The sequence below is a fragment of the Planococcus sp. 107-1 genome (assembly GCF_021513255.1).
GTDB lineage: Bacteria > Bacillota > Bacilli > Bacillales_A > Planococcaceae > Planococcus.
In genome coordinates, this window is the sequence record NZ_CP090977.1 from 30,806 (window position 1) to 57,615 (window position 26,810).

The following is a 26,810-nucleotide window of genomic DNA, read 5'->3' on the forward strand; positions in this document are numbered from 1 at the left end:
AAGAGAATTCGTTTGAAAGGAGGAACATACATGCCTCGTAAAGGTCCTGTAGCTAAACGTGACGTGTTGCCAGATCCAATTTATAATTCGAAATTGGTGACACGCTTAATTAATAAAATGATGGTTGACGGAAAAAGAGGTACTTCACAAAAGATCCTATACGGAGCGTTTGAACTAGTTAAAGAACGCAGCGGTAAAGATCCGATTGAAGTATACGAACAAGCATTGACAAATGTTATGCCAGTTCTTGAAGTTCGCGCTCGCCGTGTTGGTGGAGCTAACTACCAAGTACCGGTTGAAGTTCGCCCTGAACGCCGTACAACTTTAGGTCTTCGCTACCTTGTAAACTATTCACGTCTTCGTGGAGAGAAAACAATGGAAGAGCGTTTGGCTAATGAAATTTTAGATGCTGCTAACAACACTGGTGCAGCTGTTAAGAAACGTGAAGATATTCATAAAATGGCGGAAGCAAACAAAGCGTTTGCTCACTATCGCTGGTAATTTCTTTCGAGATGCCTATGGCATCTTAATCCGAAACGGAAGGAGAAAAACAACATGGCTAGAGAGTTCTCCTTAGACAAAACACGTAATATCGGAATCATGGCACACATTGATGCCGGTAAAACGACTACTACGGAGCGTATTTTGTACTATACAGGTAAAATCCACAAAATCGGAGAAACACATGAAGGTGCTTCTCAAATGGACTGGATGGAGCAAGAGCAAGAGCGTGGAATCACGATCACTTCTGCTGCGACAACTGCTGCATGGAAAAACCACCGTGTTAATATCATCGATACTCCTGGACACGTAGACTTCACTGTTGAAGTTGAACGTTCACTACGAGTACTTGATGGTGCGGTAACGGTTCTTGATGCACAATCAGGTGTTGAACCTCAAACTGAAACAGTTTGGCGTCAAGCAACAACATATGGCGTGCCACGTGTTGTGTTTGTCAACAAAATGGATAAAATCGGAGCTGACTTCCTATATTCTGTAGGAACATTGCATGACCGCCTACAAGCGAATGCACACCCGATCCAATTGCCAATCGGTGCTGAAGATGAATTTTCAGGGATCATTGATCTTGTAGAAATGAAAGCGCGCTTCTATGCAAACGATTTGGGAACTGATATTACTGAGGGAGATATTCCTGAAACTCATCGTGAACTTGCTGAGGAATGGCGCACTAAATTAGTGGAAGCTGTTGCTGAGCTTGACGAAGAATTGATGGAAAAATATCTTGGTGGGGAAGAACTCACAGTTGATGAACTTAAAGCGGCTATCCGTAAAGGAACTTTAGACGTTGAGTTTTATCCTGTGGTTTGCGGAACTGCTTTCAAAAACAAAGGTGTTCAGTTAATGCTTGATGCAGTAATTGATTACCTACCATCACCATTGGATGTACCTCCAATGACTGGTGTACTTCCGGATTCTGATGAAGAAGTATTGCGTAAACCTAGCGAAGACGAGCCATTCTCAGCGCTAGCGTTTAAGGTAATGACAGATCCATACGTAGGGAAATTAACATTCTTCCGCGTATACTCTGGTACTTTGAAATCAGGTTCTTACGTACAAAACTCTTCTAAAGGCAAGCGTGAGCGCGTTGGACGTATCCTTCAAATGCACGCAAACTCCCGTGAAGAGATCTCTGAAGTATATTGCGGAGATATCGCTGCTGCAATCGGCTTAAAAGATACTTCAACTGGAGATACATTGAGTGATGAGAAACACCAAGTAATCCTTGAGCGCATGGTGTTCCCAGAACCAGTTATCTCATTGTCAGTTGAGCCGAAATCAAAAGCGGACCAAGACAAAATGGGTCAAGCCCTTGCTAAATTGCAAGAAGAGGATCCAACATTCCGTGCGCATACAGATCAGGAAACTGGTCAAACGATCATCGCAGGTATGGGTGAACTTCACCTTGATATCCTAGTTGACCGTATGCGCCGTGAGTTCAACGTTGAAGCTAACGTAGGGGCGCCTCAGGTATCTTACCGTGAGACATTCCGCAGTTCAGCTCAAGTTGAAGGTAAATTTGTACGCCAATCTGGTGGTCGCGGACAATTCGGACACGTTTGGATCGAGTTCTCTCCAAACGAAGAAGGAGCAGGTTTTGAGTTTGAAAATGCTATCGTTGGTGGTGTTGTTCCACGTGAATACATCCCAGCTGTTGAAGCGGGTCTTCGTGACTCTCTAGACAACGGTGTTATCGCCGGATATCCATTGATCGACATCAAAGCTAAATTGTTTGATGGATCTTACCACGATGTTGACTCGAACGAAATGGCATTTAAAGTAGCTGCATCTATGGCTCTTAAAAACGCTATCTCTAAGGTTAACCCTGTAATTCTTGAGCCTATTATGCGCGTTGAGGTTGTTATCCCTGAGGAATACCTTGGAGATATCATGGGTGACATTACGTCACGCCGCGGCCGTGTAGAAGGTATGGACGCTCGCGGAAACGCACAAGTTGTCCGTGCTATGGTTCCTCTTGCAGAAATGTTTGGTTATGCAACTTCATTGCGTTCTAATACGCAAGGCCGTGGTGTGTTCTCAATGCACTTCGATCACTATGAAGAAGTACCAAAATCAATTTCTGAAGAAATTATCAAAAAAAATAAAGGTCAATAATTGAATTTTGATCTTTAATAAAGTATAAATAGTTTGTATGCCTGGAATAATAGGGCCCTATTATTCCGGCACTTCAAACGACCAATTAACTTATATTTCGAGGAGGATTTTTCTAATGGGAAAAGCTAAATTTGATCGCTCTAAAACACATGCGAATATTGGTACAATCGGTCACGTTGACCATGGTAAAACAACTTTAACTGCTGCAATCGCTACAGTACTTGCTAAAGCATCAGGCGGGGAAGCTCGTTCTTACGACCAAATCGATAACGCACCTGAAGAAAAAGAACGCGGTATCACTATCAATACTTCACACGTTGAGTACGAAACTGCTACTCGCCACTATGCACACGTTGACTGCCCAGGACACGCTGACTATGTTAAAAACATGATCACTGGTGCTGCACAAATGGACGGCGGGATCCTAGTAGTATCTGCTGCTGACGGCCCAATGCCACAAACTCGTGAGCACATCCTTTTGTCTAAACAAGTAGGTGTTCCATACCTAGTTGTATTCATGAACAAATGTGATATGGTTGACGACGAAGAATTACTAGAATTAGTTGAAATGGAAGTTCGTGATCTTCTTTCTGAATACGATTTCCCTGGCGACGACATTCCTGTAATCAAAGGTTCTGCACTTAAAGCTCTTGAAGGCGAAGCAGAATGGGAAGCAAAAATCATGGAATTGATGGACGCTGTAGATAGCTACATCCCAACTCCAGAACGCCAAACTGACAAACCATTCATGATGCCAGTTGAGGATGTATTCTCAATCACTGGTCGTGGTACAGTTGCAACTGGTCGCGTTGAACGTGGACAAGTTAAAATTGGTGACACTGTTGACATCATCGGTCTTACTGAAGAACCAAAACCTACTACTGTAACAGGTGTAGAAATGTTCCGTAAATTGTTAGACTATGCTGAAGCTGGCGATAACATCGGTGCTCTTCTTCAGCGGGGTTTCTCGTGACGACGTTCAACGTGGACAAGTATTGGCTAAACCAGGCACAATCACTCCACACACTGATTTCAAAGCTGAAGTTTATGTTCTTTCAAAAGAAGAGGGTGGACGTCACACTCCATTCTTCTCAAACTACCGTCCTCAGTTCTACTTCCGTACAACTGACGTAACTGGTGTTTGTAACCTTCCTGAAGGCGTAGAAATGGTTATGCCTGGAGATAACGTTGAAATGACTGTATCTCTAATCTCTCCAATCGCTATCGAAGAAGGAACTAAGTTCTCTATCCGTGAGGGTGGACGTACTGTAGGCGCTGGCGTTGTAGCTTCTATCCAGAAGTAATTCGTAAGTGTTTAATCCCTAGCTCATTAAATGAGCTAGGGATTTTTTTGTGGAATAAAAGACAGGTGGCTGATTAGATTTTTCAGGCACTCTCTTTATTTAGAGTTAGGAAGTTAGAAAGGACAACCTATTTACACATTTCTCGTTTATTTTCTAACTTTTTTCGTTAATTTGAGCCCTGTCTGATAACTTTTTAAATAGATCGATTGATTAAATTTATGGATCATCATTAGTCATTAAAAAGAATTTCTTATAAGTTAGGAGCAGCGAGTAGGCTGCTCTTTTTTTGATTTTACTGCATATGTAATATATTGCGTACAAAAAATTTTCAGTTTTTTTGTAATTCTTTAAACCGTTGGTATCACAACAATGTAAACGGATACATTAAAATCTAATATTCGAAATAAACTAAAAAGTCGTACAAAGGCGATTGACAGCCCTTAGAATAGGCGATATGATAACAACAATTTACAAGAAGGAAACAAATATTTGACGTTAAAGTAAACAAAACTTTTTCAGAAAGAAGTGGAAAGCATGGGACAACAAGTTATCTACATGAATGGTGAATTTGTTAAAAAGGAAGATGCGAAAGTTTCGGTTTATGATCATGGGTTCTTGTATGGAGACGGAGTCTTCGAAGGAATTCGCTCTTACAACGGAAACGTATTCCGGTTAGAGGAACATTTGGAACGCCTTTACGATTCAGCAAAATCAATCATGCTTGAAATTCCACATACTTTTGAAGAAATGACGAGTCTCGTTGTTGAAACACTCCGGCAGAATCAATTGAAAGATGCTTACATCCGATTGATTGTTTCAAGAGGAGTCGGGAACTTAGGAATTGACCCGCAGACCTGTTCTAGACCAAGCGTCATTGTCATTGCGGAAGCTTTGTCCTTGTTTCCAAAAGCATTATATGAAAAAGGCATTGAGATTGTTTCAGTGGCAACCCGAAGAAACCGCTCAGATGTCTTAAGCCCAAAAGTAAAATCCTTAAATTACATGAATAATATTCTAGTGAAAATCGAAGCCAATCTTGCCGGTGTTTCTGAGGCGCTTATGCTTAATGACCAAGGATATGTTGCAGAAGGATCAGCCGATAATATATTCATCGTTCGAAAGAACAAATTGCTCACACCCCCAGGTTATGTTGGAGCGCTTGAAGGCATTACCCGAAACGCCATCATGGAAGTAGCTGCTGAGAAAGGATATGACATCCAAGAAGGCGTCTTTACAAGACACGACGTCTATGTGGCAGACGAAGTATTCTTAACCGGTACTGCAGCAGAAGTGATTGCAGTAGTCAAAGTGGACGGCCGAGTGATTGGAGATGGAACTCCCGGCCCTGTAACGAATGATTTGCTTGGTTCATTCCGAGAACTCGTACAGCAAGATGGAGTAAAAGTTTATTCGGAACAATTGAATGTCGTGTGATTTTTTCTAGACAATTACATAAAAACAATTCGATGACGAGGTTAAAGTTAATGGGATTTGTAATCACAGAGAGCCGGTATTGGTGGAAGCCGGCATTACTGCCATTAGCGACATCCCCTCTGAGTGGAGTGCTGAAAGGTCCAAACCGTTTAGGCATTCCCGGTAACTGGTTTAAATAAGTTATCGTTAACAAAGGATAAGTTCAACTTATCCATGAGGCTGCGGCTGCGCAGCGAAATAGGGTGGTACCATGAAGCTTTTTCATCCCTATGCAAAGAACAAGTTTCTTTGTGTAGGATGAAAAAGCTTTTTTTATTCTACCGAAGACATAATTCAAAAGGAGGCGGAGAGATTGGGAGTAAATGTAGAAGTTGAAGAAAAAACGGAACTAAAACTGAAAGGCAGCGGGGCTGATATCCTGATTCAATCTTTGAAAGAGCAAGGTGTGGATATCATCTTTGGCTACCCAGGAGGAGCGGTGCTGCCGATTTACGATGCTTTGCATAGAAACCCAATCCGGCACGTGCTTGCGCGACATGAGCAAGGTGCGATCCACGCCGCCGAAGGATACGCTCGGGTGTCAGGAAAGCCGGGAGTGGTGATTGCGACATCGGGGCCGGGAGCAACTAACCTGGTGACCGGGATTGCAGATGCGATGCTGGATTCGCTGCCATTGGTTGTATTTACAGGACAAGTTGCCAGCACCGTCATCGGGACAGATGCTTTCCAAGAAGCCGATATCATCGGCATCACGCAGCCGATCACGAAGCATAATTACCAAGTGAAAAGTGTAGAAGACTTCCCCCGGATTATCAAAGAAGCTTTTTATATCGCTTCCACGGGGCGCCCGGGACCGGTAGTGGTAGATATTCCGAAAGATATCTCAAACGAATTGTTCAAAGGCACTCAAGAACAGTCGAAAGTAAATCTTCCAGGCTATCAGCCGACGACGCATCCAAATTACCTGCAAATCCAGAAAGCAGCCCAGCTTTTATCAAAAGCCGAAAAACCTTTGATCTTGGCAGGTGCGGGTGTACTTGCAGCGGAAGCAACTGAAGAGCTGAAGGCGTTTATCGAACGGCACCAAATCCCGATTACGAATACTTTGCTCGGGCTTGGAACGATAGAAGGCACTCATCCTTTATTCCTCGGGATGGCTGGAATGCACGGAACATATACCGCGAATACTGCAATTTGTGATTGTGATGTGTTATTGAATATCGGAGCCGCTTTGATGATCGGCTGACTGGTAATTTAGCCCACTTTGCGCCGAATGCAAAAGTGATTCATGTGGATATCGATCCAGCGGAAATCGGCAAAAATGTACCGACGGCGATTCCGATTGTGGCAGATGCAAAAGAGGCGCTAAAAGCATTGTTGGAACAGAACTTTGAAACATCAGAGAAAGCGGAATGGCTGGACAAGCTGACCGCGAATTCAGAAGAATATCCGCTTTGCTATAAAACGGGTGAAGAAAAAGGCATTCTTCCTCAACAAGCGATTGAGTTGATCCAGCGATTGACTGATGGAAATGCAGTGGTTACGACGGATGTCGGGCAGCACCAGATGTGGACGGCCCAGTATTATAAGTTCAATCATCCGCATAATTGGGTGACTTCCGGTGGGCTCGGAACGATGGGCTTTGGATTCCCGGCAGCCATCGGAGCACAGCTCGCCAGACCGGATGACCAAGTCATCTCTGTTGTTGGAGATGCAGGTTTCCAAATGACGTTGCAGGAATTATCGCTGCTGCAAGAATTGAGGCTTCCGGTCAAAATCATCATCTTGAACAATCGAAGCCTTGGGATGGTCCGGCAATGGCAAGAGACTTTCTACGAGGAACGTTATTCTCAATCATTGGTGCACGTACAGCCGGATTTCGTCAAACTTGCTGAAGCCTATGATGTAAAAGGCTATAAAGTGGAAACGATGGAACAAGCGGAAGTGGTTTTTGCCGAAGCGTTAGCTTCAACTGAACCGGTATTGATCGATTGCCGGGTGGTTCAGATGGAATGTGTTTATCCAATGGTAGCACCAGGCAAGGGGCTGAATGAAATGATCGGAGTGAAAATCGAATGAAACGAGTCATAACAACGACGGTAATCAATCAAAGCGGCGTCTTAAATCGTGTGACCGGGCTCTTGATGAAAAGGCAGTTCAATATCGAAAGCATTTCGGTCGGGCACACCGAGCAGCCCGGAATGTCGAAAATGACCTTTGTCGTAAATGTCGAAGATGAAGGGAAACTGGAGCAGCTGCTAAAACAGCTTCAAAAGCAAATTGACGTGATCAAGGTAAATGATATCACCGACAAAGCGATGGTGATGAGAGAACTCGCGTTAATCAAAGTGGTCACGCCACCGGCTGCGAGAAATGAAATCTACAGCATCGTTGAACCGTTCCGGGCGACGGTAGTGGATATGAGCAAAAACGTCACTACTTTCCAAGTGGCAGGCGATCCTGAAAAAATTGAAGCTTTTATTGATTTAATGCGGCCTTATGGCATCAAGGAGTTAACGAGAACCGGCGTATCTGCGTTTGTCCGTGAAACTCAGAAAACACATACAGCACAACTATCCATTTTATAAAAACCTAAAAATCCGAGGAGGAAATGAAAATGGCAAAAATGTATTATAACCAAGATGTAAACGAGGAAGTACTAAAAGGACAAAAGATCGCAATCATCGGATATGGTTCACAAGGCCATGCACATGCACAAAACTTAAAAGAATCAGGCTTTAACGTAGTCGTCGGGGTAAGACCTGGAAAATCATTCGAACAGGCAAAAGAAGATGGCATGAATGTAACGACAGTAGCCGAAGCGGCACAGGCAGCAGATGTCATCATGATTTTAGTACCGGATGAAAAGCAGACGAAAATCTACAACGAAGAAATCAAACCGGCATTGACAGCTGGAAAGTCTTTAGTTTTCGCTCATGGTTTTAACGTCCACTTCAACCAGATCGTTGCACCGGAAGATGTCGATGTGTTCCTAGTGGCACCGAAAGGACCAGGCCATCTTGTTCGCCGTACATACGAGGCGGGAGCTGGAGTTCCGGCATTGTTCGCTATCCATCAAGATGTGTCAGGGCAAGCGCAAGAAGTGGCACTTGCTTATGCGAAAGGAATCGGGGCTGCACGCGCCGGGGTGCTTGAAACTTCGTTTAAAGAAGAAACGGAAACGGATCTATTCGGAGAACAAGCGGTACTGTGCGGTGGGGTTACGTCATTGGTGAAAGCCGGATTTGAAACCTTAGTGGAAGCGGGCTACCAGCCGGAAGTTGCTTACTTCGAATGTATGCATGAACTGAAATTGATCGTCGACTTAATGTATGAAGGCGGACTTTCAGGAATGCGCTACTCCATCTCGGATACTGCCCAGTGGGGCGATTTCGTTTCAGGGCCGCGCATTGTGGATGCGGCGACGAAAGAGCGTATGAAAGATGTGTTGACGGATATCCAGACAGGCAAATTCGCGAAAGGCTGGCTGCTTGAGAACCAATTGAACCGCCCTGAGTTTACAGCGATCGAAAAAGCGGAAGAAACGCATCAAATCGAACAAGTCGGCCGCGTGCTTCGTGCGATGATGCCTTTCGTCAATGAAGGCAAAAAGACAAAAACAAAAGAGGTGGTCGCCAGTGCGCAAAATTGACATCTTTGATACAACGCTTCGGGACGGAGAACAGTCGGCTGGGATTAACTTAAACACTGCTGAGAAAATCGAGATTGCCCACCAGCTGGAACGTTTTGGCGCAACGATCATCGAGTCAGGGTTTCCGGCAGCTTCACCAGGCGATTTCGATGCCGTCAAACGCATCGCAGATACAGTGAAGAATTCAATCGTAACGGGCCTTGCCCGTTCGGTTGAAAAAGATATTTCCACTGCGTGGGAAGCGTTAAAAGGCGGCGAACAGCCCCACGTCCATATTTTCCTGGCGACGTCGCCGATCCATATGGAACATAAGTTAATGAAAACACCGGAACAAGTGGTTGAGATCGCAGTAGAGTCAGTCAAATACGCCCGCAAATACTTCCCGCTTGTCCAGTGGTCAGCAGAAGATGCTTCGCGTTCAGATCCAGAATTCTTGGCTCACATTATCCGCAAAGTCATCGCAGCTGGAGCGACAACGATCAACCTTCCGGATACGGTCGGATACGCAACACCGGAAGAATACGGTGCCATGTTCCGTTATATCCAGGAAAATGTAGTCGGCATTGAACATGTAAAACTGTCGGCGCATTGCCATAATGATCTCGGGATGGCGACAGCGAATACGCTGGCGGCAATCGAAAACGGAGCCACGCAAATTGAAGGAACGATCAACGGCATCGGAGAACGGGCCGGGAACGTCGCTTTGGAAGAAATTGCAGTAGCTCTGCATATTCGCAATAAAATCTATCAAACTGAAACGGGCATTCAGTTAAAAGAAATCAAACGGACCAGCCAATTGGTCAGCCAATTGACCGGCAGCCTGATCCAGCCCAATAAAGCGGTAGTCGGCAAAAATGCATTTGCCCACGAATCCGGCATCCATCAGGATGGCATGCTGAAAAATCCGTTGACGTATGAAATTATTACGCCGGAATTGATTGGCGATGCATCGACTGAATTGGTGCTTGGCAAACATTCCGGCAGACATGCTTTCAAAGACCGTGCGATTAAAATGGGCTTTGAATTGACGGACGAGAAATTGAATAAAGCTTTTGCGGAGTTCAAGAAATTAGCGGATAGCAAAAAGGAAATTGTGGAAGATGATTTGTTTGTTTTATTGACGGATCAGCAAATCAATGAAAAAGAGGTCGCGGTCTACGAATTGGAAAGTGTGCAAGTGCATTATGGTTCCGTAAACATTCCGACTGCGACGGTATCAGCCACTCATCCGAACGGTGAATTGGTGACAGAAGCAGCAACCGGTGCCGGCTCCGTGGAAGCGATTTTCAACACATTGGAGCGAGTGGTTGCAGGAGAAGTGCATATCTTAGATTACCGCGTCACTTCAATCGGCAAAGGCCGGGACGCACTTGGCGAAGCAGTCGTCAATATGACATATAACGGGGAAACCGTAACAGGCCGCGATGTCGCGCAAGATGTCTTGGAAGCTACAGCGAAAGCCTATTTAAATGCCGTTAACCGCCAATTGGTAAAAGTGGGGCAGAAAGCAAAAGCAGCCGTAGTTTAAACGGATAAATCGAAAGAGGAGGAATTTAAAATGAAAAAAACAATAGCGGTATTGCCAGGAGACGGAATCGGACCAGAAGTAACAGAAGCGGCAGTAAAAGTGCTGCAATCCATTGCAATGCGTTATGGACATACTTTTCATTTGAAGCACGCGTTGATCGGAGGCAGTGCTGTAGATGCGCATGAGACACCGCTTCCGGATGAAACCATCGCAGCATGCGAGGCGAGCGACGCGATTCTCCTTGGTGCTGTCGGAGGTCCGAAATGGGATCAGAAACCTGCGCATCAGCGTCCGGAAAAAGGATTGCTGAATATCCGGAAGCATTTTGATTTATTCGCGAATATCCGCCCGGTCAAAGCTGTGCCTGCGTTGCTTGGCTCTTCTCCATTAAAGGAGGAAGTGGCGAAAGAAGTGGATATGGTGATTGTCCGTGAGTTGACGAGCGGTTTGTATTTTGGGGAACCGAAACGCCGGACAGAAAAAGCAGCGGTGGATACGCTTGTATATACCCGAAAGGAAATCGAGCGGATTGTGGATCAGGCATTTGAAATTGCACGCGGCCGAAGAGGGAAAGTGACGTCGGTCGATAAAGCGAATGTACTGGAGACGAGCAAACTTTGGAGAGAAGTCGTAGAAGAACGCAAGGCATTCTATCCAGATGTTGAAGTGGAGCATATGCTAGTCGATTCAGCTGCGATGAAGTTAATCACCGACCCGCGGGCATTTGATGTCATGGTGACGGAAAATATGTTCGGGGACATCTTGAGCGATGAAGCTTCGGTGATCACGGGGTCACTTGGCATGCTGCCATCCGCAAGTGTACGCTCAGATGGTTTCGGCCTTTACGAACCGGTACACGGATCGGCACCGGACATTGCCGGACAAAATAAAGCCAATCCATCCGCAGCTATTTTGTCAGCGGCGATGATGCTGCGCCATTCGTTCGGAATGCAGACAGAAGCGGCGGCAATCGAAGAAGCTGTCATGAGCGTTTTGGAAGACGGCTATTGCACAGGGGACTTATCAGGTACAGGAAAGCGCGTCGTTTCAACCGAACGGTTTGTTGAGAAAGTGATCGAAGAGCTAGAGCGCGAATTGGTGTCAGAACACATCATGTATTCATATGTCTAAGTAAGAGGAGCGGTTAAAATGGCAAAAACGATTATTGAAAAGATTTGGGAACAACATATTGTCTTTGAAGAAGCAGGGAAGCCGGACCTTCTCTATATTGATCTTCATTTATTGCACGAAGTGACTTCTCCTCAGGCGTTTGAAGGGCTGCGGTTGAATGGGCGGAAAGTACGCCGCCCGGATCTATGTTTTGCAACGATGGACCATAACGTGCCGACGCGGAACCGGGAGACGATCACTGATCCGATTTCCGCAAGCAAATCAAGACTTTGCAGGAGAACTGCGAAGAGTTCGGTGTTCCGCTTGCTGGCATCAATCATCCAGACCAAGGAATTGTACACGTTATCGGACCGGAATTGGGATTGACGCAGCCGGGGAAAACGATTGTCTGCGGCGACAGCCATACGTCGACGCACGGGGCTTTTGGGGCGCTTGCGTTCGGCATCGGTACGAGCGAAGTCGAACATGTGCTTTCCACTCAAACGCTATGGCAATCAAAGCCGAAAACGATGCAGATCCGCATTGACGGAGAACTTGGATATGGGGTTTCTGCAAAAGATATAATTTTAGCGGTCATTTCAAAATACGGCGTCGATATGGGAACGGGCCATATCGTGGAATATACAGGTGAAGCGATCCGACGGCTTTCGATGGAAGAGCGCATGACCATCTGCAATATGTCAATTGAAGCGGGAGCACGTGCCGGCTTGATTAGCCCCGATGAAACGACGATTGAGTACATGAGAGGGCGCAGACATGTGCCGCAAGGAGAGGCGTTTGACAGAGCGGCGGCAGGATGGTTAGCGCTGGCGACAGATGAAGGTGCAGAATACGATGTAACGCGCACCATTCATGCGGATGAAATTTCTCCTTTCGTTACATGGGGCACGAACCCGTCGATGGGATCTGGAATTGCAGAGCACGTTCCTTATGCAAAAGACTACGAAGACCCGGCAGATCAGGAAGCGCTTAAACAGGCTTTAGCTTACATGCAGCTTGAAGAAGGCGCGCCGTTAGCTTCGATTGAAATCCAGCATGTTTTTATTGGATCTTGTACAAACGCCCGGATCGGGGATTTGCGTGCTGCAAGTGAAATCATTGCCGGCAAAAAGGTTCATCCTTCGGTCACGGCGATCGTGGTGCCGGGTTCTGAATCGGTTAAGCGAGGCTGCAGAAGCGGAAGGGCTGGATCAGATTTTCTTAAAAGCCGGATTTGAATGGCGGGAAACGGGCTGCAGCATGTGCTTGGCGATGAATGATGACGCTGTGCCGGCTGGAGAGCGTTGTGCTTCTACTTCAAACCGGAATTTCGAAGGACGCCAAGGCGCCGGGTCGATGACGCATTTAGTCAGTCCAGTAATGGCAGCGGCAGCGGCGATTGAAGGGCATTTGACCGACGTCCGCAAGTATATGAGAGAACCTGTACCGACAGCGTAAGAGACAAGGAGGCAATAAAATGGAACCGATCAATAAAATCACAAGCGTCATGACCCCGCTTGACCGTAAAAACGTTGATACCGACCAAATCATTTCAAAAGAGTTTCTGAAGCGCATTGAGCGCACCGGCTTCGGCAAGTATTTATTTTACCATTGGCGGTTCCACCCGGATGGCTCGCCGATCCAAGAATTTGTATTGAATGACCGCGTTTCCAAAGCTCTGAAATTCTAGTTGCGCAAGAGAATTTCGGCTGCGGATCTTCACGTGAACATGCCCCGTGGGCGATTCTCGATTATGGTTTTCGAGTGGTCATTGCACCGAGTTATGCGGACATCTTCTATAATAATTGCGTGAAAAACGGCATCTTGCCGATTCGCTTAGGTGAACAGGAAGTGGATGAATTGATCCGAAAAGGGCAGCAAGAAGTTTTCCGGTTGGACATCAACTTAGAAGAGCAGACAGTCACGGGCCAAGACGGAAGCCGTTATGCTTTTTCGATTGATCCGTATTGGAAAGAAATGCTGTTAAAAGGATGGGACGAAATCGCATTGACCATCCAGTACGATTCGTATATTGCCGCGTATGAGCAAAAACAACAGCAAGCGTAGCTAATAAAATTGGCTCCAAAAAGACAAATAGTTATACAGTGAAACCCTTCATGAATGGAATGAAGGGTTTTTGTGTGTCCGAAAAAGGGATTACTAAGATTAAAGGGGACCGCAAGATTTTCAGATTTTTTCTTCATTAAGGAGTAGAGGCATTTCGTGTTGACAAGGCCAGCAAAGATTTGTTAATTTAAAGTGTACGCTTTAACGCTTTAGCAAACTAAAGGAGATAATATTATGAATGCAGTACTAGTTGCCGTCCTGGTCATGCTTGTGTTGAGCTTGCTGCGGGTCAATGTGGTCTTTGCCTTATTGATCGGAGCGCTCGCAGGTGGGGTCAGCGGCGGTTTATCATTTATGGATACCGTAACATCGTTTACCAATGGATTAGGAGCAGGTGCGACGATTGCTCTCAGCTACGCTATGCTCGGCGGGTTCGCGGTGGCCATTTCAAGAACCGGAATTCCAGAGCTTCTCGTGAACGGCGTCTTGAAGCTGGTCAATAAAGAAGGAGAAGCAACGCGGCAAAACTTGGCGAAAGCGCTGATCATTTTGGCTTTGCTTGTCATGGCGATCTTTTCCCAAAACCTTATTCCGATCCACATCGCTTTTGTTCCTTTATTGGTTCCGCCGATTTTGCACATTTTAAACGAGCTGCGGATCGATCGCCGCCTGATTGCTTCTGTGCTGACATTCGGTTTGACCGCGCCTTATATTTTATTGCCTTACGGCTTCGGTTTACTGTTCCATGAAATCATTGAAAAGCAAATGGGTCTTGCGGGCTTGCCGATCGATATGGCAGACATTCCGAAAGCGATGGCGATTCCAGTAGGGGGCATGGCCATCGGTTTGGCGGTGGCGGTTTTCATCTCGTATCGCAAACCTCGGGACTATAATGAACCGACAACAAGTATTATAGAAGAAACTCCAAACAAAGCGGCTTCGAAGAAAGATATTGCGGTGACGATCCTTGCGCTCGCTGCTGCTTTGTACGGACAGATTGAAACAGACTCGATGCTCATTGGAGCGCTTGCCGGTATCGTCGTCCTTTATCTATTCGGGGCGATGAAATGGCGCGAAGCGGATGAAGTGCTGACAGCGGGCATGCGGATGATGGCATTCATCGGCTTCGTCATGATTTCAGCGAACGGCTTTGCTTCCGTCATCCAAGCGACGGGAGCGATCGAGCCGCTCGTTGAAAGCGTCGCGGATTTATTCGCAGGCAATAAAGGAATCGCGGCGTTCGTGATGCTGATCGTCGGCTTAGTCGTCACGATGGGCATCGGTTCATCGTTTGCCACCATTCCGATCATTGCAGCCATCTTTGTGCCGCTCAGCATGGAGTTCGGATTTTCAACGATTGCCATCATCGCTTTGATCGGCACAGCGGGTGCGCTTGGAGACGCAGGATCACCGGCATCCGATTCGACGCTCGGGCCGACTGCCGGGCTGAACGCGGACGGACAGCATAACCATATCTGGGATACATGCGTTCCAACCTTCCTTCATTGCAATATTCCGCTCGTAATTTTCGGCTGGATGGCCGTCATGGTACTGGCTTAAGATTAAAATGTTCGGACTATTATCGTATGTGTTGAACTCTCAAGAAATCCTGTTATACTAATAAAAGCGAATTGAAAAGAATTTCGTGGAAACACTTGCGGAATTCTTTTTTCTTTTGTATAATGGTGAATGTTGGTCTTTGACTGCGATGAAGCGAGAGGTTACTGATACACCCGGCCGCTTTGCCATGGCGAGTGTGCAGAAAATTTTCGTGGAGAATGTCTATCAAAAAATAGGCGAAAAGGAGGGAAAATAATGGCAAAACAAAAAATTCGTATCCGTTTAAAAGCATATGATCACAGAATTCTAGATCAGTCTGCAGAGAAAATTGTGGAAACAGCTAAACGTTCAGGTGCAAGTGTATCGGGTCCAATCCCGTTGCCAACTGAAAAGTCGGTTTACACAATCTTGCGTTCAGTCCACATCTATAAAGATTCTCGTGAGCAATTTGAAATGCGCACACACAAACGTCTAATCGATATCGTTAACCCAACACCACAAACTGTGGATGCGTTAATGAAACTGGATTTACCGTCCGGCGTAGACATTGAAATTAAACTTTAATCGGTAAACGAAATAGAAAAACACAAATATTATCAGGAGGTGTGACAACATGACCAAAGGAATCTTAGGTAGAAAAATCGGTATGACGCAAGTTTTTGCTGAGAACGGTGATTTAATCCCTGTAACTGTAATTGAAGCTGCTCCAAACGTAGTACTTCAAAAGAAAACAGTTGAGGTTGACGGCTACGAAGCGATCCAGTTAGGTTTTGAAGATAAGCGCGAAAAACTTTCTAACAAACCTGCTAAAGGACACGTAGCAAAAGCGAACACTGCTCCTAAGCGCTTCATTCGCGAACTTCGCAATGTAAACTTAGCTGATTACGAGGTTGGTCAAGAAGTCAAAGTAGATGTATTCGCAGAAGGCGATGTAGTAGATGTCACAGGTACAACAAAAGGTAAAGGTTTCCAAGGTGTTATTAAACGCCACGGACAATCACGTGGCCAATGGCTCACGGTTCACGTTACCACCGTCGTCCTGGATCAATGGGTCCGGTTGCTCCAAACCGTGTATTCAAACAGAAGAAATTACCTGGTCAAATGGGTGGAACAACAATTACAATCCAAAACTTGCAAATCGTACGAGTTGATACGGATCGTAACTTGCTTCTAATCAAAGGTAATGTTCCTGGATCTCGCAAAGCACTTATCCGAGTAAAATCGGCTATTAAAGCGAAATAATATTTTTAAATGAAAGGAGGAAACAGGAATGCCTAAAGTAGCTTTATTAAATCAAACAGGTTCACAAGTGGGCGACATCGAATTGAATGATTTCGTATTCGGTATCGAACCAAATGAAGCCGTGTTATTTGACGCTGTAATCGCTCAACGCGCTTCACTTCGTCAAGGTAACCATAAAGTAAAAAATCGTTCTGAGGTAGCAGGCGGCGGTAAAAAACCATGGCGCCAAAAAGGAACTGGACGTGCGCGTCAAGGTTCTATCCGTTCACCACAATGGCGCGGAGGCGGTATCGTTTTCGGACCGACACCACGCAGCTACAGCTATAAATTACCTAAGAAAGTCCGTCGCTTAGCTTTACGCTCTGCACTTTCATCAACAGTAGTTGGAGAAAAATTGATGGTACTTGAAGGTTTGACTTTCGATGCACCAAAAACAAAAGCATTTACTCAATTGATCTCAGATCTTTCAATCGGTAAAAAAGCTTTGTTCGTAACTGCTGACCCGGATGAAAACGTAGCATTATCTGCTCGCAACATCCAAGGTATGACAGTGGTAGCAGCGACTGGCATCAACGTTTTAGACTTGCTTGGACATGACAAAGTTGTTATGACAAAAGCAGCAATAGAAAAAATAGAGGAGGTGCTTAGTTAATGGAAGCACGTGATATTTTAAAGCGTCCGGTCATTACTGAGCGTTCTTCTGAAGTAATGGCAGATAAGAAGTACACTTTTGAAGTGGACACTCGCGCTAACAAAACACAAGTTAAACATGCAGTTCAAGAAATCTTCGGAGTTCAAGTTGAGAAAGTCAACATCATGAACTACAAAGGGAAATTCAAACGCATGGGCAAACACGCAGGATACACTAACAAACGCCGCAAAGCGATCGTTAAATTGACTGCTGAATCTAAAGACATCGAATTATTCGAGATTTAATTCTCATAAGTTCTTTTAGGAACTAATAAAAGAAGGAGGGGACACAACGTGGGGATTAGAAAATATAAACCTACCACAAACGGTCGTCGTAACATGACAACTTCGGATTTCGCTGAAATCACTACGAACAAGCCAGAAAAATCGCTTTTGCAACCGACGAAGCGTAAAGGCGGCCGTAATAACCAAGGTAAAATCACTGTACGCCACCACGGTGGTGGACACAAACGTCAATACCGTGTCATCGATTTCAAACGTAACAAAGATGGCATTCCAGGACGCGTTGCTACAATCGAGTACGATCCAAACCGCTCTGCAAACATCGCATTGATTCATTATGCTGATGGTGAAAAACGTTACATTTTGGCTCCTAAAGGAATCGAAGTTGGAACGCAGATCATGTCAGGCGTAGAAGCTGATATCAAAGCGGGTAACGCTTTGCCACTATCAAACATCCCAATGGGTTCTACAATCCATAACATTGAATTGAAACCAGGTGGAGGCGGACAATTAGTACGCTCTGCAGGAACTTCAGCTCAGGTGCTTGGTAAAGAAGGCAAATACGTAACTGTACGTTTGCAATCAGGAGAAGTTCGCATGATCCTTGCTACTTGCCGTGCTACTATCGGTGCAGTTGGTAACGAACAACACGAATTGATCAACATTGGTAAAGCAGGACGTAACCGCTGGAAGGGCAATCGCCCAACAGTTCGTGGTTCTGTAATGAACCCTAACGATCACCCACACGGTGGTGGTGAAGGACGTTCGCCAATCGGACGTAAATCACCAATGTCTCCATGGGGCAAACCAACTCTTGGATACAAAACACGCAAGAAAACGAACAAGTCAGACAAGTTCATCGTGCGTCGTCGTAAAAAATAATTTGATTCCGCTGCGGTTCGCCAAAAGAGCCGTGGTGCAATCACGAAGGGAGGATCCCAAATGGGTCGCAGCTTGAAAAAAGGACCTTTTGTTGATGATCATCTTATGAAAAAAGTTGAAGCACAAAAGGACTCTGAGAAAAAACAAGTGATTAAAACGTGGTCTCGCCGTTCTACAATTTTCCCGACATTTATCGGACAAACAATTGCAGTCTACGATGGTCGCAAACACATTCCCGTATACGTAACAGAAGATATGGTAGGCCATAAACTTGGTGAATTTGCTCCAACACGCAAATACGCAAGCCATGGTGCAGACGATAAGAAAACAAGACGTTAATTGAGAGGAGGATTTCCCCATGCAAGCAAAAGCTGTCGCTAGAACAGTACGTATTGCTCCTCGTAAAGTCCGTTTAGTAGTAGATTTAATCCGAGGCAAGCAAATTGGCGAAGCCGTTGCGATTTTACAACATACTCCGAAAGCATCATCTATTGTTGTTGAGAAGTTACTAAAATCTGCAGCTGCGAACGCTGAACATAACTACGAAATGAACCTGGATAACTTGATCGTCAGCGAAGTATTCGTTGATGAAGGTCCAACATTGAAACGTTTCCGTCCACGTGCAATGGGACGCGCAAGCGCAATCAACAAACGTACAAGCCACATCACACTAGTGGTATCTGAGAAGAAGGAGGGATAATTCGTGGGACAAAAAATACATCCAATCGGGATGCGTATCGGAATCATTCGTGACTGGGAGTCAAAATGGTACGCTGAAAAAGACTATGCGACACTTCTTCACGAAGATATTAAAATCCGTGAATACATCGAAGCACGTTTGAAAGAAGCTTCAGTTTCTAAAGTTGAAATCGAACGCGCTGCAAACCGTGTAAACGTAACAATTCACACTGCGAAACCAGGTATGGTAATTGGTAAAGGTGGTTCTGAAGTAGAAGTACTTCGCAAGCAACTTAACACAATGACTGGCAAGCGTGTACACATCAACATCATTGAAATCAAAAGAGCTGACCTTGATGCGAGACTAGTTGCTGAAAGTGTAGCACGTCAATTGGAAAACCGCGTGTCTTTCCGTCGTGCACAAAAACAAGCAATCCAGCGCACTATGCGTTCTGGCGCTAAAGGGATCAAAACTCAAGTATCTGGACGTCTAGGCGGCGCTGACATTGCGCGTGCTGAACACTACAGTGAAGGTACTGTTCCGCTCCATACGCTTCGTGCTGATATCGACTATGCACATGCTGAAGCAGACACTACTTACGGCAAACTTGGCGTAAAAGTATGGATCTACCGCGGTGAAGTCCTTCCAACTAAGAAGAAATCTGAGGAAGGAGGCAAATAATATGTTAATGCCTAAACGCGTTAAATATCGTCGTGAGCACCGTGGCAAGATGCGCGGAGAAGCTAAAGGCGGCAAAGAAATCGCATTCGGTGAATTTGGTCTCCAAGCTTTGGAATCATCTTGGATCACTAACCGCCAAATCGAAGCAGCACGTATTTCCATGACTCGTTACATGAAACGTGGCGGTAAAGTCTGGATTAAAATCTTCCCACATAAGCCATATACGAAAAAGCCTCTTGAGGTTCGTATGGGATCCGGTAAAGGTTCACCTGAAGGCTGGGTAGCAGTAGTAAAAACAGGTAAAATTATGTTTGAACTTGCAGGAGTATCAGAAGAAGTGGCACGCGAAGCATTGCGCCTTGCATCTCACAAACTTCCGATCAAAACGAAGTTCGTAAAACGCGAAGAAATTGGTGGTGAATCGAATGAAAGCTAAAGAAATCCGTGACTTAACCACTGCTGAAATCGAACAAAAAGTGAAATCACTGAAAGAAGAGCTTTTCAACCTTCGCTTCCAATTGGCTACTGGTCAATTAGAAAATACTGCTCGCATCCGCGAAGTACGTAAAGCGATTGCCCGTATGAAAACTGTGATTCATGAAAGAGAAATCAGTGGAACTAACTGATAATTCGAGAGGAGGTTTGCAAGTATGACTGAGCGTAACCAACGCAAAGTATACACAGGCCGTGTTGTGTCTGACAAAATGGACAAAACCGTTACAGTAATGGTTGAAACTCAAAAGAAGCACGCACTTTATGGCAAACGTGTAAAATACTCTAAGAAATTTAAGGCTCATGATGAGCAAAACGAAGCTAAAATGGGCGACATCGTTCGCATCATGGAAACTCGTCCGCTATCAGCTACTAAACGTTTCCGCGTATTGGAAATTGTAGAAAAAGCGGTTATTATCTAATTTAAATAATTTCGGAACCTAAGAAATTCCGAAGGGAGGTAACCTAAGTGATCCAACAGGAAAGTCGTTTAAAAGTTGCAGACAACTCGGGTGCTCGTGAAGTACTAGCGATTAAAGTACTTGGTGGTTCTGGTCGTAAGACTGCAAACATCGGTGACGTAATCGTTTGTACCGTGAAGAAAGCAACACCAGGTGGCGTTGTTAAGAAGGGTGAAGTCGTTAAGGCTGTCATCGTTCGCACGAAAAGCGGAGCTCGCCGTAAAGACGGTACTTACATCAAATTTGATGAAAATGCATGTGTTATCATTCGTGACGACAAAGGTCCACGCGGAACACGTATTTTCGGACCTGTTGCACGCGAACTACGCGACAACAGTTTCATGAAGATCGTTTCACTTGCTCCTGAAGTTCTTTAATAAATCAATGTGCCATACCAAGGAGGTGCGACAGAATGCATGTTAAAAAAGGCGATACAGTTAAGGTAATCTCAGGTAAAGACAAAGGCAAAACAGGTGTTGTTTTATCTGCTCTACCTAAGAAAGACCGCGTGCTTGTTGAAGGTATCAATATCATCAAGAAGCATACAAAACCGAACCAGGCAAACCCACAAGGTGGAATTGTCAGCCAAGAAGCAGCAATTCACGTTTCTAACGTTATGTTACTTGACCCTAAATCCGGCGAGCCGACTCGTGTAGGATACAAGGTTGAAGATGGTAAAAAAGTTCGTGTTGCAAAAAAATCCGGTGAAAAATTAGATAAATAAAATTCCTGAATGAAGGGAGGTACACACATGAACCGCCTAAAAGAAAAATATGTGAATGAAATCACTCCTGCTCTAGTGAGCAAGTTTGAATATAAATCAGTAATGCAAACACCGAAAGTTGATAAAATCGTTATCAACATGGGTGTGGGCGAGGCTGTCCAAAACACTAAGTCACTTGACTCAGCTGTTGAAGAATTACAAACGATCACTGGTCAAAAACCAGTTATTACTAAAGCTAAGAAATCTATCGCTGGCTTCCGTCTTCGTGAAGGTATGCCAATCGGATGTAAAGTTACACTACGCGGAGAGCGTATGTATGACTTCCTGGATAAATTGATTGCTATCTCACTTCCACGTGTTCGTGACTTCCGTGGGGTTTCGAAGAAATCTTTCGACGGCCGCGGCAACTACACACTTGGTGTGAAAGAACAGTTAATCTTCCCTGAAATCGATTATGATAAAGTTTCGAAAGTACGCGGTATGGACATCGTAATTGTAACAACTGCGAACTCTGATGAAGAAGCTCGTGAGTTATTAACACAATTCGGAATGCCGTTCCAAAAGTAAATATGAGGGAGGCGTAAACGTGGCTAAAAAATCTATGATCGCAAAACAAAAACGCACGCCAAAGTTTAAAGTACAAGAGTACACACGCTGTGAAAGATGCGGACGTCCGCATTCAGTATTACGCAAATTTAAACTTTGCCGTATTTGTTTCCGTGAACTTGCATATGTGGGACAAATTCCTGGCGTGAAAAAAGCCAGCTGGTAATCCCCTAATTTGGGAAGGAGGTAAATGTAATGACAATGACAGATCCGATTGCAGATATGCTGACACGCATCCGTAATGCGAACATGGTTCGTCACGAGAAATTAGAGCTTCCAGCTTCTAATGTGAAAAAAGAGATCGCTGAAGTTCTTAAGCGTGAAGGTTTCGTTCGTGACGTTGAGTACGTTGAGGATGACAAACAAGGCATGATCCGCATTTTCTTAAAATACGGTGCTAACAACGAACGCGTTATTACTGGTTTGAAACGTATTTCTAAACCAGGACTACGTGTATATGCTAAAACTGATGAGGTGCCACGTGTACTAAACGGTCTTGGTATCGCTTTAGTCTCTACATCACAAGGTTTGGTAACTGATAAAGAAGCCCGCGCGAAAAAAATCGGCGGAGAAATCATAGCATACGTTTGGTAATAAACAACAAACGAATGGAGGTGCAACAGAATGTCACGTGTAGGTAAAAAACCAATTGAGGTTCCTGCTAACGTTACGATCACTATTGCTGACAATAACGTCGTAACTGTAAAAGGCCCTAAAGGCGAGTTAACTCGTACTTTCAATAAAGATATTGCAATTACAGTAGAAGAAAACGTACTAACAGCGACACGTCCTTCAGATTCGAAAGAACACCGCACAATCCACGGTACAACTCGTGCTTTGTTAGCGAACATGGTTCAAGGAGTTTCAGAAGGATTCGAGCGTACGCTTGAATTAGTCGGTGTCGGTTATCGTGCACAATTACAAGGCCAGAAGCTAGTTCTTAACGTTGGATACTCTCACCCGGTAGAATTTACTCCGGAAGAAGGAGTTCAAGTTGAAGTTCCTGCTAACACGAAGGTCGTTGTAAAAGGTATCGATAAAGAACGCGTTGGAGCTCTTGCTTCAAACATCCGTCAAACACGTCCGCCAGAGCCATATAAAGGCAAAGGTATTCGTTATGAAGGTGAAGTTGTTCGCCGCAAAGAAGGTAAGACAGGTAAATAATGCTGCTTAGGCAGGCTGAAAGGAGTGACCTCAGTGATTACGAAACTCGATAAAAACGCATCTCGTAAAAAACGTCATGCACGCGTACGTTCTAAAATTACGGGTACAGCAGAACGCCCACGTTTAAACGTATTCCGTTCAAATAAATACATTTACGCTCAATTGATCGACGATACAAACGGCGTTACACTTGTTAGTGCTTCATCTATGGAAAAAGATTTCACAGGCGAATCTACTGGCAACTTGGAAGCTGCTGCAAAAATCGGCGAAACAATCGCTAAACGTGCAACTGAACAAGGCTTAAACTCAATCGTTTTCGACCGCGGTGGTTATTTATATCACGGACGTATCAAAGCTCTTGCAGAAGCAGCACGTGAAAACGGTTTACAATTTTAAAAGAAGGAGGGACACATTTCATGCGTCGTATTGATCCAAACAAACTTGAACTTGAAGAACGCGTAGTTACGATTAACCGCGTAGCGAAAGTTGTAAAAGGTGGACGTCGTTTCCGTTTCTCCGCATTAGTTGTTGTAGGCGACAAAAATGGTAAAGTCGGTTTTGGTACTGGTAAAGCACAAGAAGTTCCAGATGCAATCCGTAAAGCTATTGAAGATGCGAAGAAAAACTTAATCGAAGTACCTATGGTTAAAGGTACAACTCCACACTTAGTAACTGGTCGTTTTGGTGCAGGCCAAATTCTTATCAAACCAGCTTCACCTGGTACTGGAGTTATTGCAGGCGGACCTGTTCGTGCGGTACTTGAATTAGCTGGAGTACAAGACATCTTGTCTAAATCTCTAGGTTCAAGCACTCCAATCAACATGGTACGTGCTACTATTAACGGTTTAACTCAACTGAAGAGCGCTGATGAAGTTGCAAAACTTCGCGGTAAAACTACAGAAGAGCTATTAGGATAAGGAGGGAAAATTACATGGCTACTAAACTAGAAATTACCCTCACAAAATCAGTAATCGGTTCAAAACCAGGACAACGTAAAGTTGTTCAAGCTTTGGGCTTGCGTAAAATGCATCAAACAGTTGAGCAGCAAGATAATGCCGCTATCCGTGGTATGATCACTAAAGTCGCTCACTTAGTAACTATCAAAGAAGTTTAATCCCTGATTTCTATAGAAGGAGGTGCCAAACCACATGAAACTTCATGAATTAAAACCAGCAGAAGGTTCACGCAGTTCTAGAAAGCGTATCGGACGCGGTATCGGTTCAGGTACTGGTAAAACAGCAGGTAAAGGTCATAAAGGACAAAACGCACGTTCAGGCGGCGGAGTTCGTCCTGGATTTGAAGGTGGACAAAACCCATTGTTCCGTCGTTTGCCTAAACGTGGATTTACGAACATTAACCGTAAAGACTACGCTATTGTGAACCTTGATGTATTGAACCGTTTCGACGAAGGCACAGAAATTACACCTGCATTGTTAATCGAATCAGGTGTCGTGAGCAACGAACGTTCAGGTATCAAGATTCTTGGTAACGGAAGCTTAGAGAAAAAATTGACTGTTAAAGCTCACAAATTCTCTGGATCAGCTAAGGAAGCAATCGAAGCTGCTGGCGGACAAACTGAGGTGCTTTAATGTTTCAGACAATCTCCAATTTTATGCGCGTGACTGATATTCGAAATAAAATCATCTTTACATTACTGATGCTCATCATTTTCCGTATCGGAACTTTCATTCCGGTACCGAATGTTGATGCGGATGTACTGCAAGCTACCGATCAAGCTGGCTTGATTGGATTCTTAAATACTTTCGGTGGTGGCGCCCTTGCTAACTTTTCGATTTTAGCAATGGGAATTATGCCATACATTACAGCATCGATCATCGTGCAATTATTGCAGATGGATGTTGTACCGAAATTTGCTGAGTGGGCGAAACAAGGAGAAGTCGGAAGACGGAAACTTGCTCAATTCACTCGCTACTTCACAATTGTATTAGCCTTTATCCAAGCGATTGGAATGTCTTATGGGTTTAACCAAATTTATGGTGGCTCTTTGATTCAAGATGACTCGATTATGACCTATGTGGTAATTGCGATTGTCTTAACTGGCGGTACAGCATTTCTACTGTGGCTTGGTGAGCAGATTACGGCAAAAGGTGTGGGGAACGGTATTTCGATTATCATCTTCGCTGGGATTGTCGCTGCAATACCTGGAGCTATCAACCAATTATATGCACAGCAAATTGAAGGGGCTGGCGATCAGCTTCCAATCAATATCGCTATCATGGCGTTGCTTGCATTAGCAGTTGTTGCTGTTACCGTATTGGTTATTTATGTTCAGCAAGCGCTGCGCAAAATTCCAATTCAGTATGCAAAACGAGTTGCTGGCCGTGGCCAAACAACGAGTGCACAACAGACGCATTTGCCTTTGAAAGTAAACGCGGCCGGAGTTATCCCGGTAATCTTCGCAGTGGCGTTCATCATTACGCCGCAAACCATCGCTTCTTTCTTTGGTGCCAACGCGTTTACGGATGCAATCCAGAATACATTTGATTACACGCGTCCGGTCGGCATGATCATTTATGTCGCTTTGATCGTGGCATTCACTTACTTCTATGCATTCATTCAGGTTAACCCTGAAAACGTGTCGGACAACTTGAAAAAGCAAGGTGCTTATATTCCAGGAATCCGTCCGGGTAAAAATACGCAAGATTATTTAACAAGTGTGTTATACCGTTTAACATTTGTCGGCGCTATCTTCTTGGCACTGATTGCCGTAATGCCAATTTTCTTCATCAACCTTGCGGGCTTGCCCCAATCGGCACAAATTGGCGGAACGAGTCTTCTGATTGTCGTAGGTGTAGCACTTGAGACAATGAAACAACTGGAATCTCAGCTTGTTAAACGTCATTATAAAGGCTTTATGAAATAATCAATGGGCGCTTAGGAACGTGAAGACGTTCCTTGTCCAATTGTCTGAGGGGGCAAACGTATGAATATCGTATTAATGGGTCTGCCTGGTGCCGGCAAAGGTACTCAAGCAGACAAAATTGTTGAGAAGTACGACATCCCTCATATTTCTACAGGTGATATGTTTCGCGCTGCTATCAAAGGCGGAACGGAACTAGGCTTGGAAGCAAAATCGTTCATGGATAAGGGTGCATTAGTACCTGATGAAGTGACTATCGGTATCGTCCGTGAGCGTCTTAGCGCTGCGGATTGTGCAGGAGGCTTTCTATTAGACGGCTTTCCGCGTACAGTCCCACAAGCTGAAGCGCTGGAATCTCTTCTTGTCGATCTCGGCAAAAGAATCGAGCATGTCGTAAACATCCAAGTTGAACAAGACGAACTTGTCAAACGATTAACGGGTCGCCGTATCTGTAAAGTTTGTGGAACAGCTTACCATCTTATTTTCAATCCTCCTCAAGTTGAGGGCGTGTGCGATAAAGATGGCGGCGAACTCTACCAACGTGCAGACGACAATCCAGAAACCGTCACAAACCGTTTAGAAGTAAATATCCAACAAACTCAGCCGCTTCTTGATTTCTATGAAAGCAAAGGCGTGTTGAAAAATATAAATGGACAGCAGGACATTCAAAAAGTATTTGCTGACATTGATGCTCTTCTAAAGGGCGACCGAGGCTAAATCTTCGGCGCCGGGCGCAGTTAGTTGCCTCCATGTGGCTTTAAGGAGCACCGGAGATA

Annotated in this window: 30 protein-coding genes and 5 pseudogenes; all 35 read left to right on the forward strand. The window is 44.8% G+C overall.

Translation table 11 applies throughout. The features are described from left to right. Positions 1 to 30: 30 nt before the first annotated feature. The 35 genes and pseudogenes from rpsG to L0M13_RS00325 all read left to right on the forward strand — a co-directional run bounded on the left by rpsG (position 31) and on the right by L0M13_RS00325 (position 26,751). On the forward strand, positions 31 to 501 hold the full coding sequence (gene rpsG, locus L0M13_RS00155; protein ID WP_008432480.1) for a 30S ribosomal protein S7: 471 nt from the start codon (positions 31 to 33) through the stop codon (positions 499 to 501). Between the two features lie 54 nt (positions 502 to 555). Next, positions 556 to 2,634 carry an elongation factor G gene (gene fusA / locus L0M13_RS00160; protein WP_235197805.1) on the forward strand — a complete coding sequence of 693 codons (2,079 nt, stop codon included), beginning with the start codon at positions 556 to 558 and terminating at the stop codon, positions 2,632 to 2,634. 115 nt (positions 2,635 to 2,749) lie between these two features. Beyond that, positions 2,750 to 3,938: pseudogene (gene tuf / locus L0M13_RS00165) on the forward strand (elongation factor Tu). Between the two features lie 534 nt (positions 3,939 to 4,472). Continuing rightward, positions 4,473 to 5,372 carry a branched-chain-amino-acid transaminase gene (ilvE, locus tag L0M13_RS00170; protein ID WP_235197806.1) on the forward strand — a complete coding sequence of 300 codons (900 nt, stop codon included), beginning with the start codon at positions 4,473 to 4,475 and terminating at the stop codon, positions 5,370 to 5,372. Positions 5,373 to 5,724: 352 nt separating this feature from the next. Beyond that, a pseudogene (gene ilvB / locus L0M13_RS00175) lies at positions 5,725 to 7,451 on the forward strand (biosynthetic-type acetolactate synthase large subunit). Then, on the forward strand, positions 7,448 to 7,960 hold the full coding sequence (ilvN, locus tag L0M13_RS00180; protein ID WP_052654169.1) for an acetolactate synthase small subunit: 513 nt from the start codon (positions 7,448 to 7,450) through the stop codon (positions 7,958 to 7,960). Before ilvB ends, ilvN begins: the two are co-directional and overlap by 4 nt. A 29-nt stretch (positions 7,961 to 7,989) precedes the next feature. Continuing rightward, positions 7,990 to 9,024 carry a ketol-acid reductoisomerase gene (gene ilvC, locus L0M13_RS00185; protein ID WP_235197807.1) on the forward strand — a complete coding sequence of 345 codons (1,035 nt, stop codon included), beginning with the start codon at positions 7,990 to 7,992 and terminating at the stop codon, positions 9,022 to 9,024. Then, positions 9,011 to 10,552, forward strand: a complete 1,542-nt coding sequence (locus L0M13_RS00190) for a 2-isopropylmalate synthase (protein WP_235197808.1) — start codon at positions 9,011 to 9,013, stop codon at positions 10,550 to 10,552. Before ilvC ends, L0M13_RS00190 begins: the two co-directional genes overlap by 14 nt. Before the next feature lie 30 nt (positions 10,553 to 10,582). Beyond that, a complete protein-coding gene (leuB, locus tag L0M13_RS00195) occupies positions 10,583 to 11,683 on the forward strand; it encodes a 3-isopropylmalate dehydrogenase (protein ID WP_235197809.1) in 1,101 nt (366 codons plus the stop codon). 18 nt (positions 11,684 to 11,701) lie between these two features. Continuing rightward, positions 11,702 to 13,120: pseudogene (gene leuC, locus L0M13_RS00200) on the forward strand (3-isopropylmalate dehydratase large subunit). 19 nt (positions 13,121 to 13,139) lie between these two features. Continuing rightward, positions 13,140 to 13,729: pseudogene (gene leuD, locus L0M13_RS00205) on the forward strand (3-isopropylmalate dehydratase small subunit). A gap of 234 nt (positions 13,730 to 13,963) precedes the next feature. Further along, positions 13,964 to 15,289 (forward strand): Na+/H+ antiporter family protein, encoded by a 1,326-nt coding sequence (locus L0M13_RS00210; RefSeq protein ID WP_235197810.1) that lies wholly within the window; start codon positions 13,964 to 13,966, stop codon positions 15,287 to 15,289. A gap of 255 nt (positions 15,290 to 15,544) precedes the next feature. Then, positions 15,545 to 15,853, forward strand: a complete 309-nt coding sequence (gene rpsJ, locus L0M13_RS00215; RefSeq protein WP_033542800.1) for a 30S ribosomal protein S10 — start codon at positions 15,545 to 15,547, stop codon at positions 15,851 to 15,853. A 49-nt stretch (positions 15,854 to 15,902) separates the two neighbouring features. Beyond that, a pseudogene (rplC, locus tag L0M13_RS00220) lies at positions 15,903 to 16,531 on the forward strand (50S ribosomal protein L3). Positions 16,532 to 16,559: 28 nt separating this feature from the next. Then, positions 16,560 to 17,183 carry a 50S ribosomal protein L4 gene (rplD, locus tag L0M13_RS00225; protein WP_052654139.1) on the forward strand — a complete coding sequence of 208 codons (624 nt, stop codon included), beginning with the start codon at positions 16,560 to 16,562 and terminating at the stop codon, positions 17,181 to 17,183. Beyond that, positions 17,183 to 17,467, forward strand: coding sequence for a 50S ribosomal protein L23 (gene rplW / locus L0M13_RS00230; RefSeq protein ID WP_235197811.1), 285 nt, complete (start codon positions 17,183 to 17,185; stop codon positions 17,465 to 17,467). Before rplD ends, rplW begins: the two co-directional genes overlap by 1 nt. A gap of 48 nt (positions 17,468 to 17,515) precedes the next feature. After that, complete coding sequence (rplB, locus tag L0M13_RS00235; RefSeq protein WP_235197812.1) at positions 17,516 to 18,346, forward strand: 50S ribosomal protein L2; 831 nt, start codon at positions 17,516 to 17,518, stop codon at positions 18,344 to 18,346. 60 nt (positions 18,347 to 18,406) lie between these two features. Beyond that, a complete protein-coding gene (gene rpsS, locus L0M13_RS00240; RefSeq protein WP_006828932.1) occupies positions 18,407 to 18,685 on the forward strand; it encodes a 30S ribosomal protein S19 in 279 nt (92 codons plus the stop codon). Between the two features lie 19 nt (positions 18,686 to 18,704). Continuing rightward, on the forward strand, positions 18,705 to 19,046 hold the full coding sequence (gene rplV, locus L0M13_RS00245) for a 50S ribosomal protein L22 (protein WP_052654130.1): 342 nt from the start codon (positions 18,705 to 18,707) through the stop codon (positions 19,044 to 19,046). A gap of 3 nt (positions 19,047 to 19,049) precedes the next feature. Then, a complete protein-coding gene (rpsC, locus tag L0M13_RS00250) occupies positions 19,050 to 19,706 on the forward strand; it encodes a 30S ribosomal protein S3 (protein WP_235197813.1) in 657 nt (218 codons plus the stop codon). Between the two features lies 1 nt (position 19,707). Next, positions 19,708 to 20,142 carry a 50S ribosomal protein L16 gene (gene rplP / locus L0M13_RS00255; protein ID WP_052654124.1) on the forward strand — a complete coding sequence of 145 codons (435 nt, stop codon included), beginning with the start codon at positions 19,708 to 19,710 and terminating at the stop codon, positions 20,140 to 20,142. Next, positions 20,132 to 20,332 (forward strand): 50S ribosomal protein L29, encoded by a 201-nt coding sequence (gene rpmC / locus L0M13_RS00260; protein WP_052654121.1) that lies wholly within the window; start codon positions 20,132 to 20,134, stop codon positions 20,330 to 20,332. The genes rplP and rpmC overlap by 11 nt, the downstream gene beginning before the upstream one ends. Positions 20,333 to 20,356: 24 nt before the next feature. Beyond that, entirely contained in the window at positions 20,357 to 20,620 is a 264-nt protein-coding gene (rpsQ, locus tag L0M13_RS00265) for a 30S ribosomal protein S17 (RefSeq protein ID WP_052654109.1), read from the forward strand. A 47-nt stretch (positions 20,621 to 20,667) separates the two neighbouring features. Continuing rightward, the gene (rplN, locus tag L0M13_RS00270; RefSeq protein WP_052654106.1) at positions 20,668 to 21,036 is read left to right on the forward strand and encodes a 50S ribosomal protein L14; all 369 of its coding nucleotides are present in this window, start codon (positions 20,668 to 20,670) and stop codon (positions 21,034 to 21,036) included. A gap of 35 nt (positions 21,037 to 21,071) precedes the next feature. Then, positions 21,072 to 21,383: a 50S ribosomal protein L24 gene (gene rplX, locus L0M13_RS00275; RefSeq protein WP_235197814.1), complete on the forward strand. Its 312-nt coding sequence runs from the start codon at positions 21,072 to 21,074 to the stop codon at positions 21,381 to 21,383. Positions 21,384 to 21,410: 27 nt separating this feature from the next. Then, positions 21,411 to 21,950 (forward strand): 50S ribosomal protein L5, encoded by a 540-nt coding sequence (gene rplE, locus L0M13_RS00280; RefSeq protein ID WP_036803924.1) that lies wholly within the window; start codon positions 21,411 to 21,413, stop codon positions 21,948 to 21,950. A 19-nt stretch (positions 21,951 to 21,969) separates the two neighbouring features. Then, a complete protein-coding gene (gene rpsN, locus L0M13_RS00285) occupies positions 21,970 to 22,155 on the forward strand; it encodes a 30S ribosomal protein S14 (RefSeq protein ID WP_006828941.1) in 186 nt (61 codons plus the stop codon). Positions 22,156 to 22,184: 29 nt separating this feature from the next. Further along, positions 22,185 to 22,583 (forward strand): 30S ribosomal protein S8, encoded by a 399-nt coding sequence (gene rpsH, locus L0M13_RS00290; RefSeq protein WP_052654104.1) that lies wholly within the window; start codon positions 22,185 to 22,187, stop codon positions 22,581 to 22,583. A gap of 30 nt (positions 22,584 to 22,613) precedes the next feature. Further along, positions 22,614 to 23,153 (forward strand): 50S ribosomal protein L6, encoded by a 540-nt coding sequence (rplF, locus tag L0M13_RS00295; RefSeq protein ID WP_235197815.1) that lies wholly within the window; start codon positions 22,614 to 22,616, stop codon positions 23,151 to 23,153. A gap of 33 nt (positions 23,154 to 23,186) precedes the next feature. Continuing rightward, the gene (rplR, locus tag L0M13_RS00300) at positions 23,187 to 23,549 is read left to right on the forward strand and encodes a 50S ribosomal protein L18 (protein ID WP_235197816.1); all 363 of its coding nucleotides are present in this window, start codon (positions 23,187 to 23,189) and stop codon (positions 23,547 to 23,549) included. 20 nt (positions 23,550 to 23,569) lie between these two features. Beyond that, on the forward strand, positions 23,570 to 24,070 hold the full coding sequence (gene rpsE, locus L0M13_RS00305) for a 30S ribosomal protein S5 (protein WP_052654093.1): 501 nt from the start codon (positions 23,570 to 23,572) through the stop codon (positions 24,068 to 24,070). 14 nt (positions 24,071 to 24,084) lie between these two features. Further along, the gene (rpmD, locus tag L0M13_RS00310) at positions 24,085 to 24,267 is read left to right on the forward strand and encodes a 50S ribosomal protein L30 (protein ID WP_235197817.1); all 183 of its coding nucleotides are present in this window, start codon (positions 24,085 to 24,087) and stop codon (positions 24,265 to 24,267) included. 34 nt (positions 24,268 to 24,301) lie between these two features. Then, positions 24,302 to 24,742: a 50S ribosomal protein L15 gene (gene rplO / locus L0M13_RS00315; RefSeq protein WP_052654087.1), complete on the forward strand. Its 441-nt coding sequence runs from the start codon at positions 24,302 to 24,304 to the stop codon at positions 24,740 to 24,742. Then, a complete protein-coding gene (gene secY / locus L0M13_RS00320) occupies positions 24,742 to 26,037 on the forward strand; it encodes a preprotein translocase subunit SecY (RefSeq protein ID WP_235197818.1) in 1,296 nt (431 codons plus the stop codon). Before rplO ends, secY begins: the two co-directional genes overlap by 1 nt. A 60-nt stretch (positions 26,038 to 26,097) precedes the next feature. Further along, positions 26,098 to 26,751, forward strand: a complete 654-nt coding sequence (locus tag L0M13_RS00325; RefSeq protein ID WP_235197819.1) for an adenylate kinase — start codon at positions 26,098 to 26,100, stop codon at positions 26,749 to 26,751. The last annotated feature ends 59 nt before the right edge of the window (positions 26,752 to 26,810 follow it).

What these genes read in the sequence shown, in the direction of transcription:
- rplP (WP_052654124.1), top strand. Translation starts at nt 19,708, where the DNA reads ATGTTAATGCCTAAACGCGTTAAATATCGTCGTGAGCACCGTGGCAAG.
- rplO (WP_052654087.1), top strand. Translation starts at nt 24,302, where the DNA reads ATGAAACTTCATGAATTAAAACCAGCAGAAGGTTCACGCAGTTCTAGA.
- rplX (WP_235197814.1), top strand. Translation starts at nt 21,072, where the DNA reads ATGCATGTTAAAAAAGGCGATACAGTTAAGGTAATCTCAGGTAAAGAC.
- L0M13_RS00325 (WP_235197819.1), top strand. Translation starts at nt 26,098, where the DNA reads ATGAATATCGTATTAATGGGTCTGCCTGGTGCCGGCAAAGGTACTCAA.
- rplW (WP_235197811.1), top strand. Translation starts at nt 17,183, where the DNA reads ATGGAAGCACGTGATATTTTAAAGCGTCCGGTCATTACTGAGCGTTCT.
- ilvN (WP_052654169.1), top strand. Translation starts at nt 7,448, where the DNA reads ATGAAACGAGTCATAACAACGACGGTAATCAATCAAAGCGGCGTCTTA.
- rpsG (WP_008432480.1), top strand. Translation starts at nt 31, where the DNA reads ATGCCTCGTAAAGGTCCTGTAGCTAAACGTGACGTGTTGCCAGATCCA.
- secY (WP_235197818.1), top strand. Translation starts at nt 24,742, where the DNA reads ATGTTTCAGACAATCTCCAATTTTATGCGCGTGACTGATATTCGAAAT.
- leuB (WP_235197809.1), top strand. Translation starts at nt 10,583, where the DNA reads ATGAAAAAAACAATAGCGGTATTGCCAGGAGACGGAATCGGACCAGAA.
- rpsQ (WP_052654109.1), top strand. Translation starts at nt 20,357, where the DNA reads ATGACTGAGCGTAACCAACGCAAAGTATACACAGGCCGTGTTGTGTCT.
- rplE (WP_036803924.1), top strand. Translation starts at nt 21,411, where the DNA reads ATGAACCGCCTAAAAGAAAAATATGTGAATGAAATCACTCCTGCTCTA.
- rplD (WP_052654139.1), top strand. Translation starts at nt 16,560, where the DNA reads ATGCCTAAAGTAGCTTTATTAAATCAAACAGGTTCACAAGTGGGCGAC.
- rpmC (WP_052654121.1), top strand. Translation starts at nt 20,132, where the DNA reads ATGAAAGCTAAAGAAATCCGTGACTTAACCACTGCTGAAATCGAACAA.
- rplV (WP_052654130.1), top strand. Translation starts at nt 18,705, where the DNA reads ATGCAAGCAAAAGCTGTCGCTAGAACAGTACGTATTGCTCCTCGTAAA.
- fusA (WP_235197805.1), top strand. Translation starts at nt 556, where the DNA reads ATGGCTAGAGAGTTCTCCTTAGACAAAACACGTAATATCGGAATCATG.
- rpsS (WP_006828932.1), top strand. Translation starts at nt 18,407, where the DNA reads ATGGGTCGCAGCTTGAAAAAAGGACCTTTTGTTGATGATCATCTTATG.
- rplF (WP_235197815.1), top strand. Translation starts at nt 22,614, where the DNA reads ATGTCACGTGTAGGTAAAAAACCAATTGAGGTTCCTGCTAACGTTACG.
- ilvE (WP_235197806.1), top strand. Translation starts at nt 4,473, where the DNA reads ATGGGACAACAAGTTATCTACATGAATGGTGAATTTGTTAAAAAGGAA.
- L0M13_RS00210 (WP_235197810.1), top strand. Translation starts at nt 13,964, where the DNA reads ATGAATGCAGTACTAGTTGCCGTCCTGGTCATGCTTGTGTTGAGCTTG.
- ilvC (WP_235197807.1), top strand. Translation starts at nt 7,990, where the DNA reads ATGGCAAAAATGTATTATAACCAAGATGTAAACGAGGAAGTACTAAAA.
- rpmD (WP_235197817.1), top strand. Translation starts at nt 24,085, where the DNA reads ATGGCTACTAAACTAGAAATTACCCTCACAAAATCAGTAATCGGTTCA.
- rpsE (WP_052654093.1), top strand. Translation starts at nt 23,570, where the DNA reads ATGCGTCGTATTGATCCAAACAAACTTGAACTTGAAGAACGCGTAGTT.
- rpsJ (WP_033542800.1), top strand. Translation starts at nt 15,545, where the DNA reads ATGGCAAAACAAAAAATTCGTATCCGTTTAAAAGCATATGATCACAGA.
- rpsH (WP_052654104.1), top strand. Translation starts at nt 22,185, where the DNA reads ATGACAATGACAGATCCGATTGCAGATATGCTGACACGCATCCGTAAT.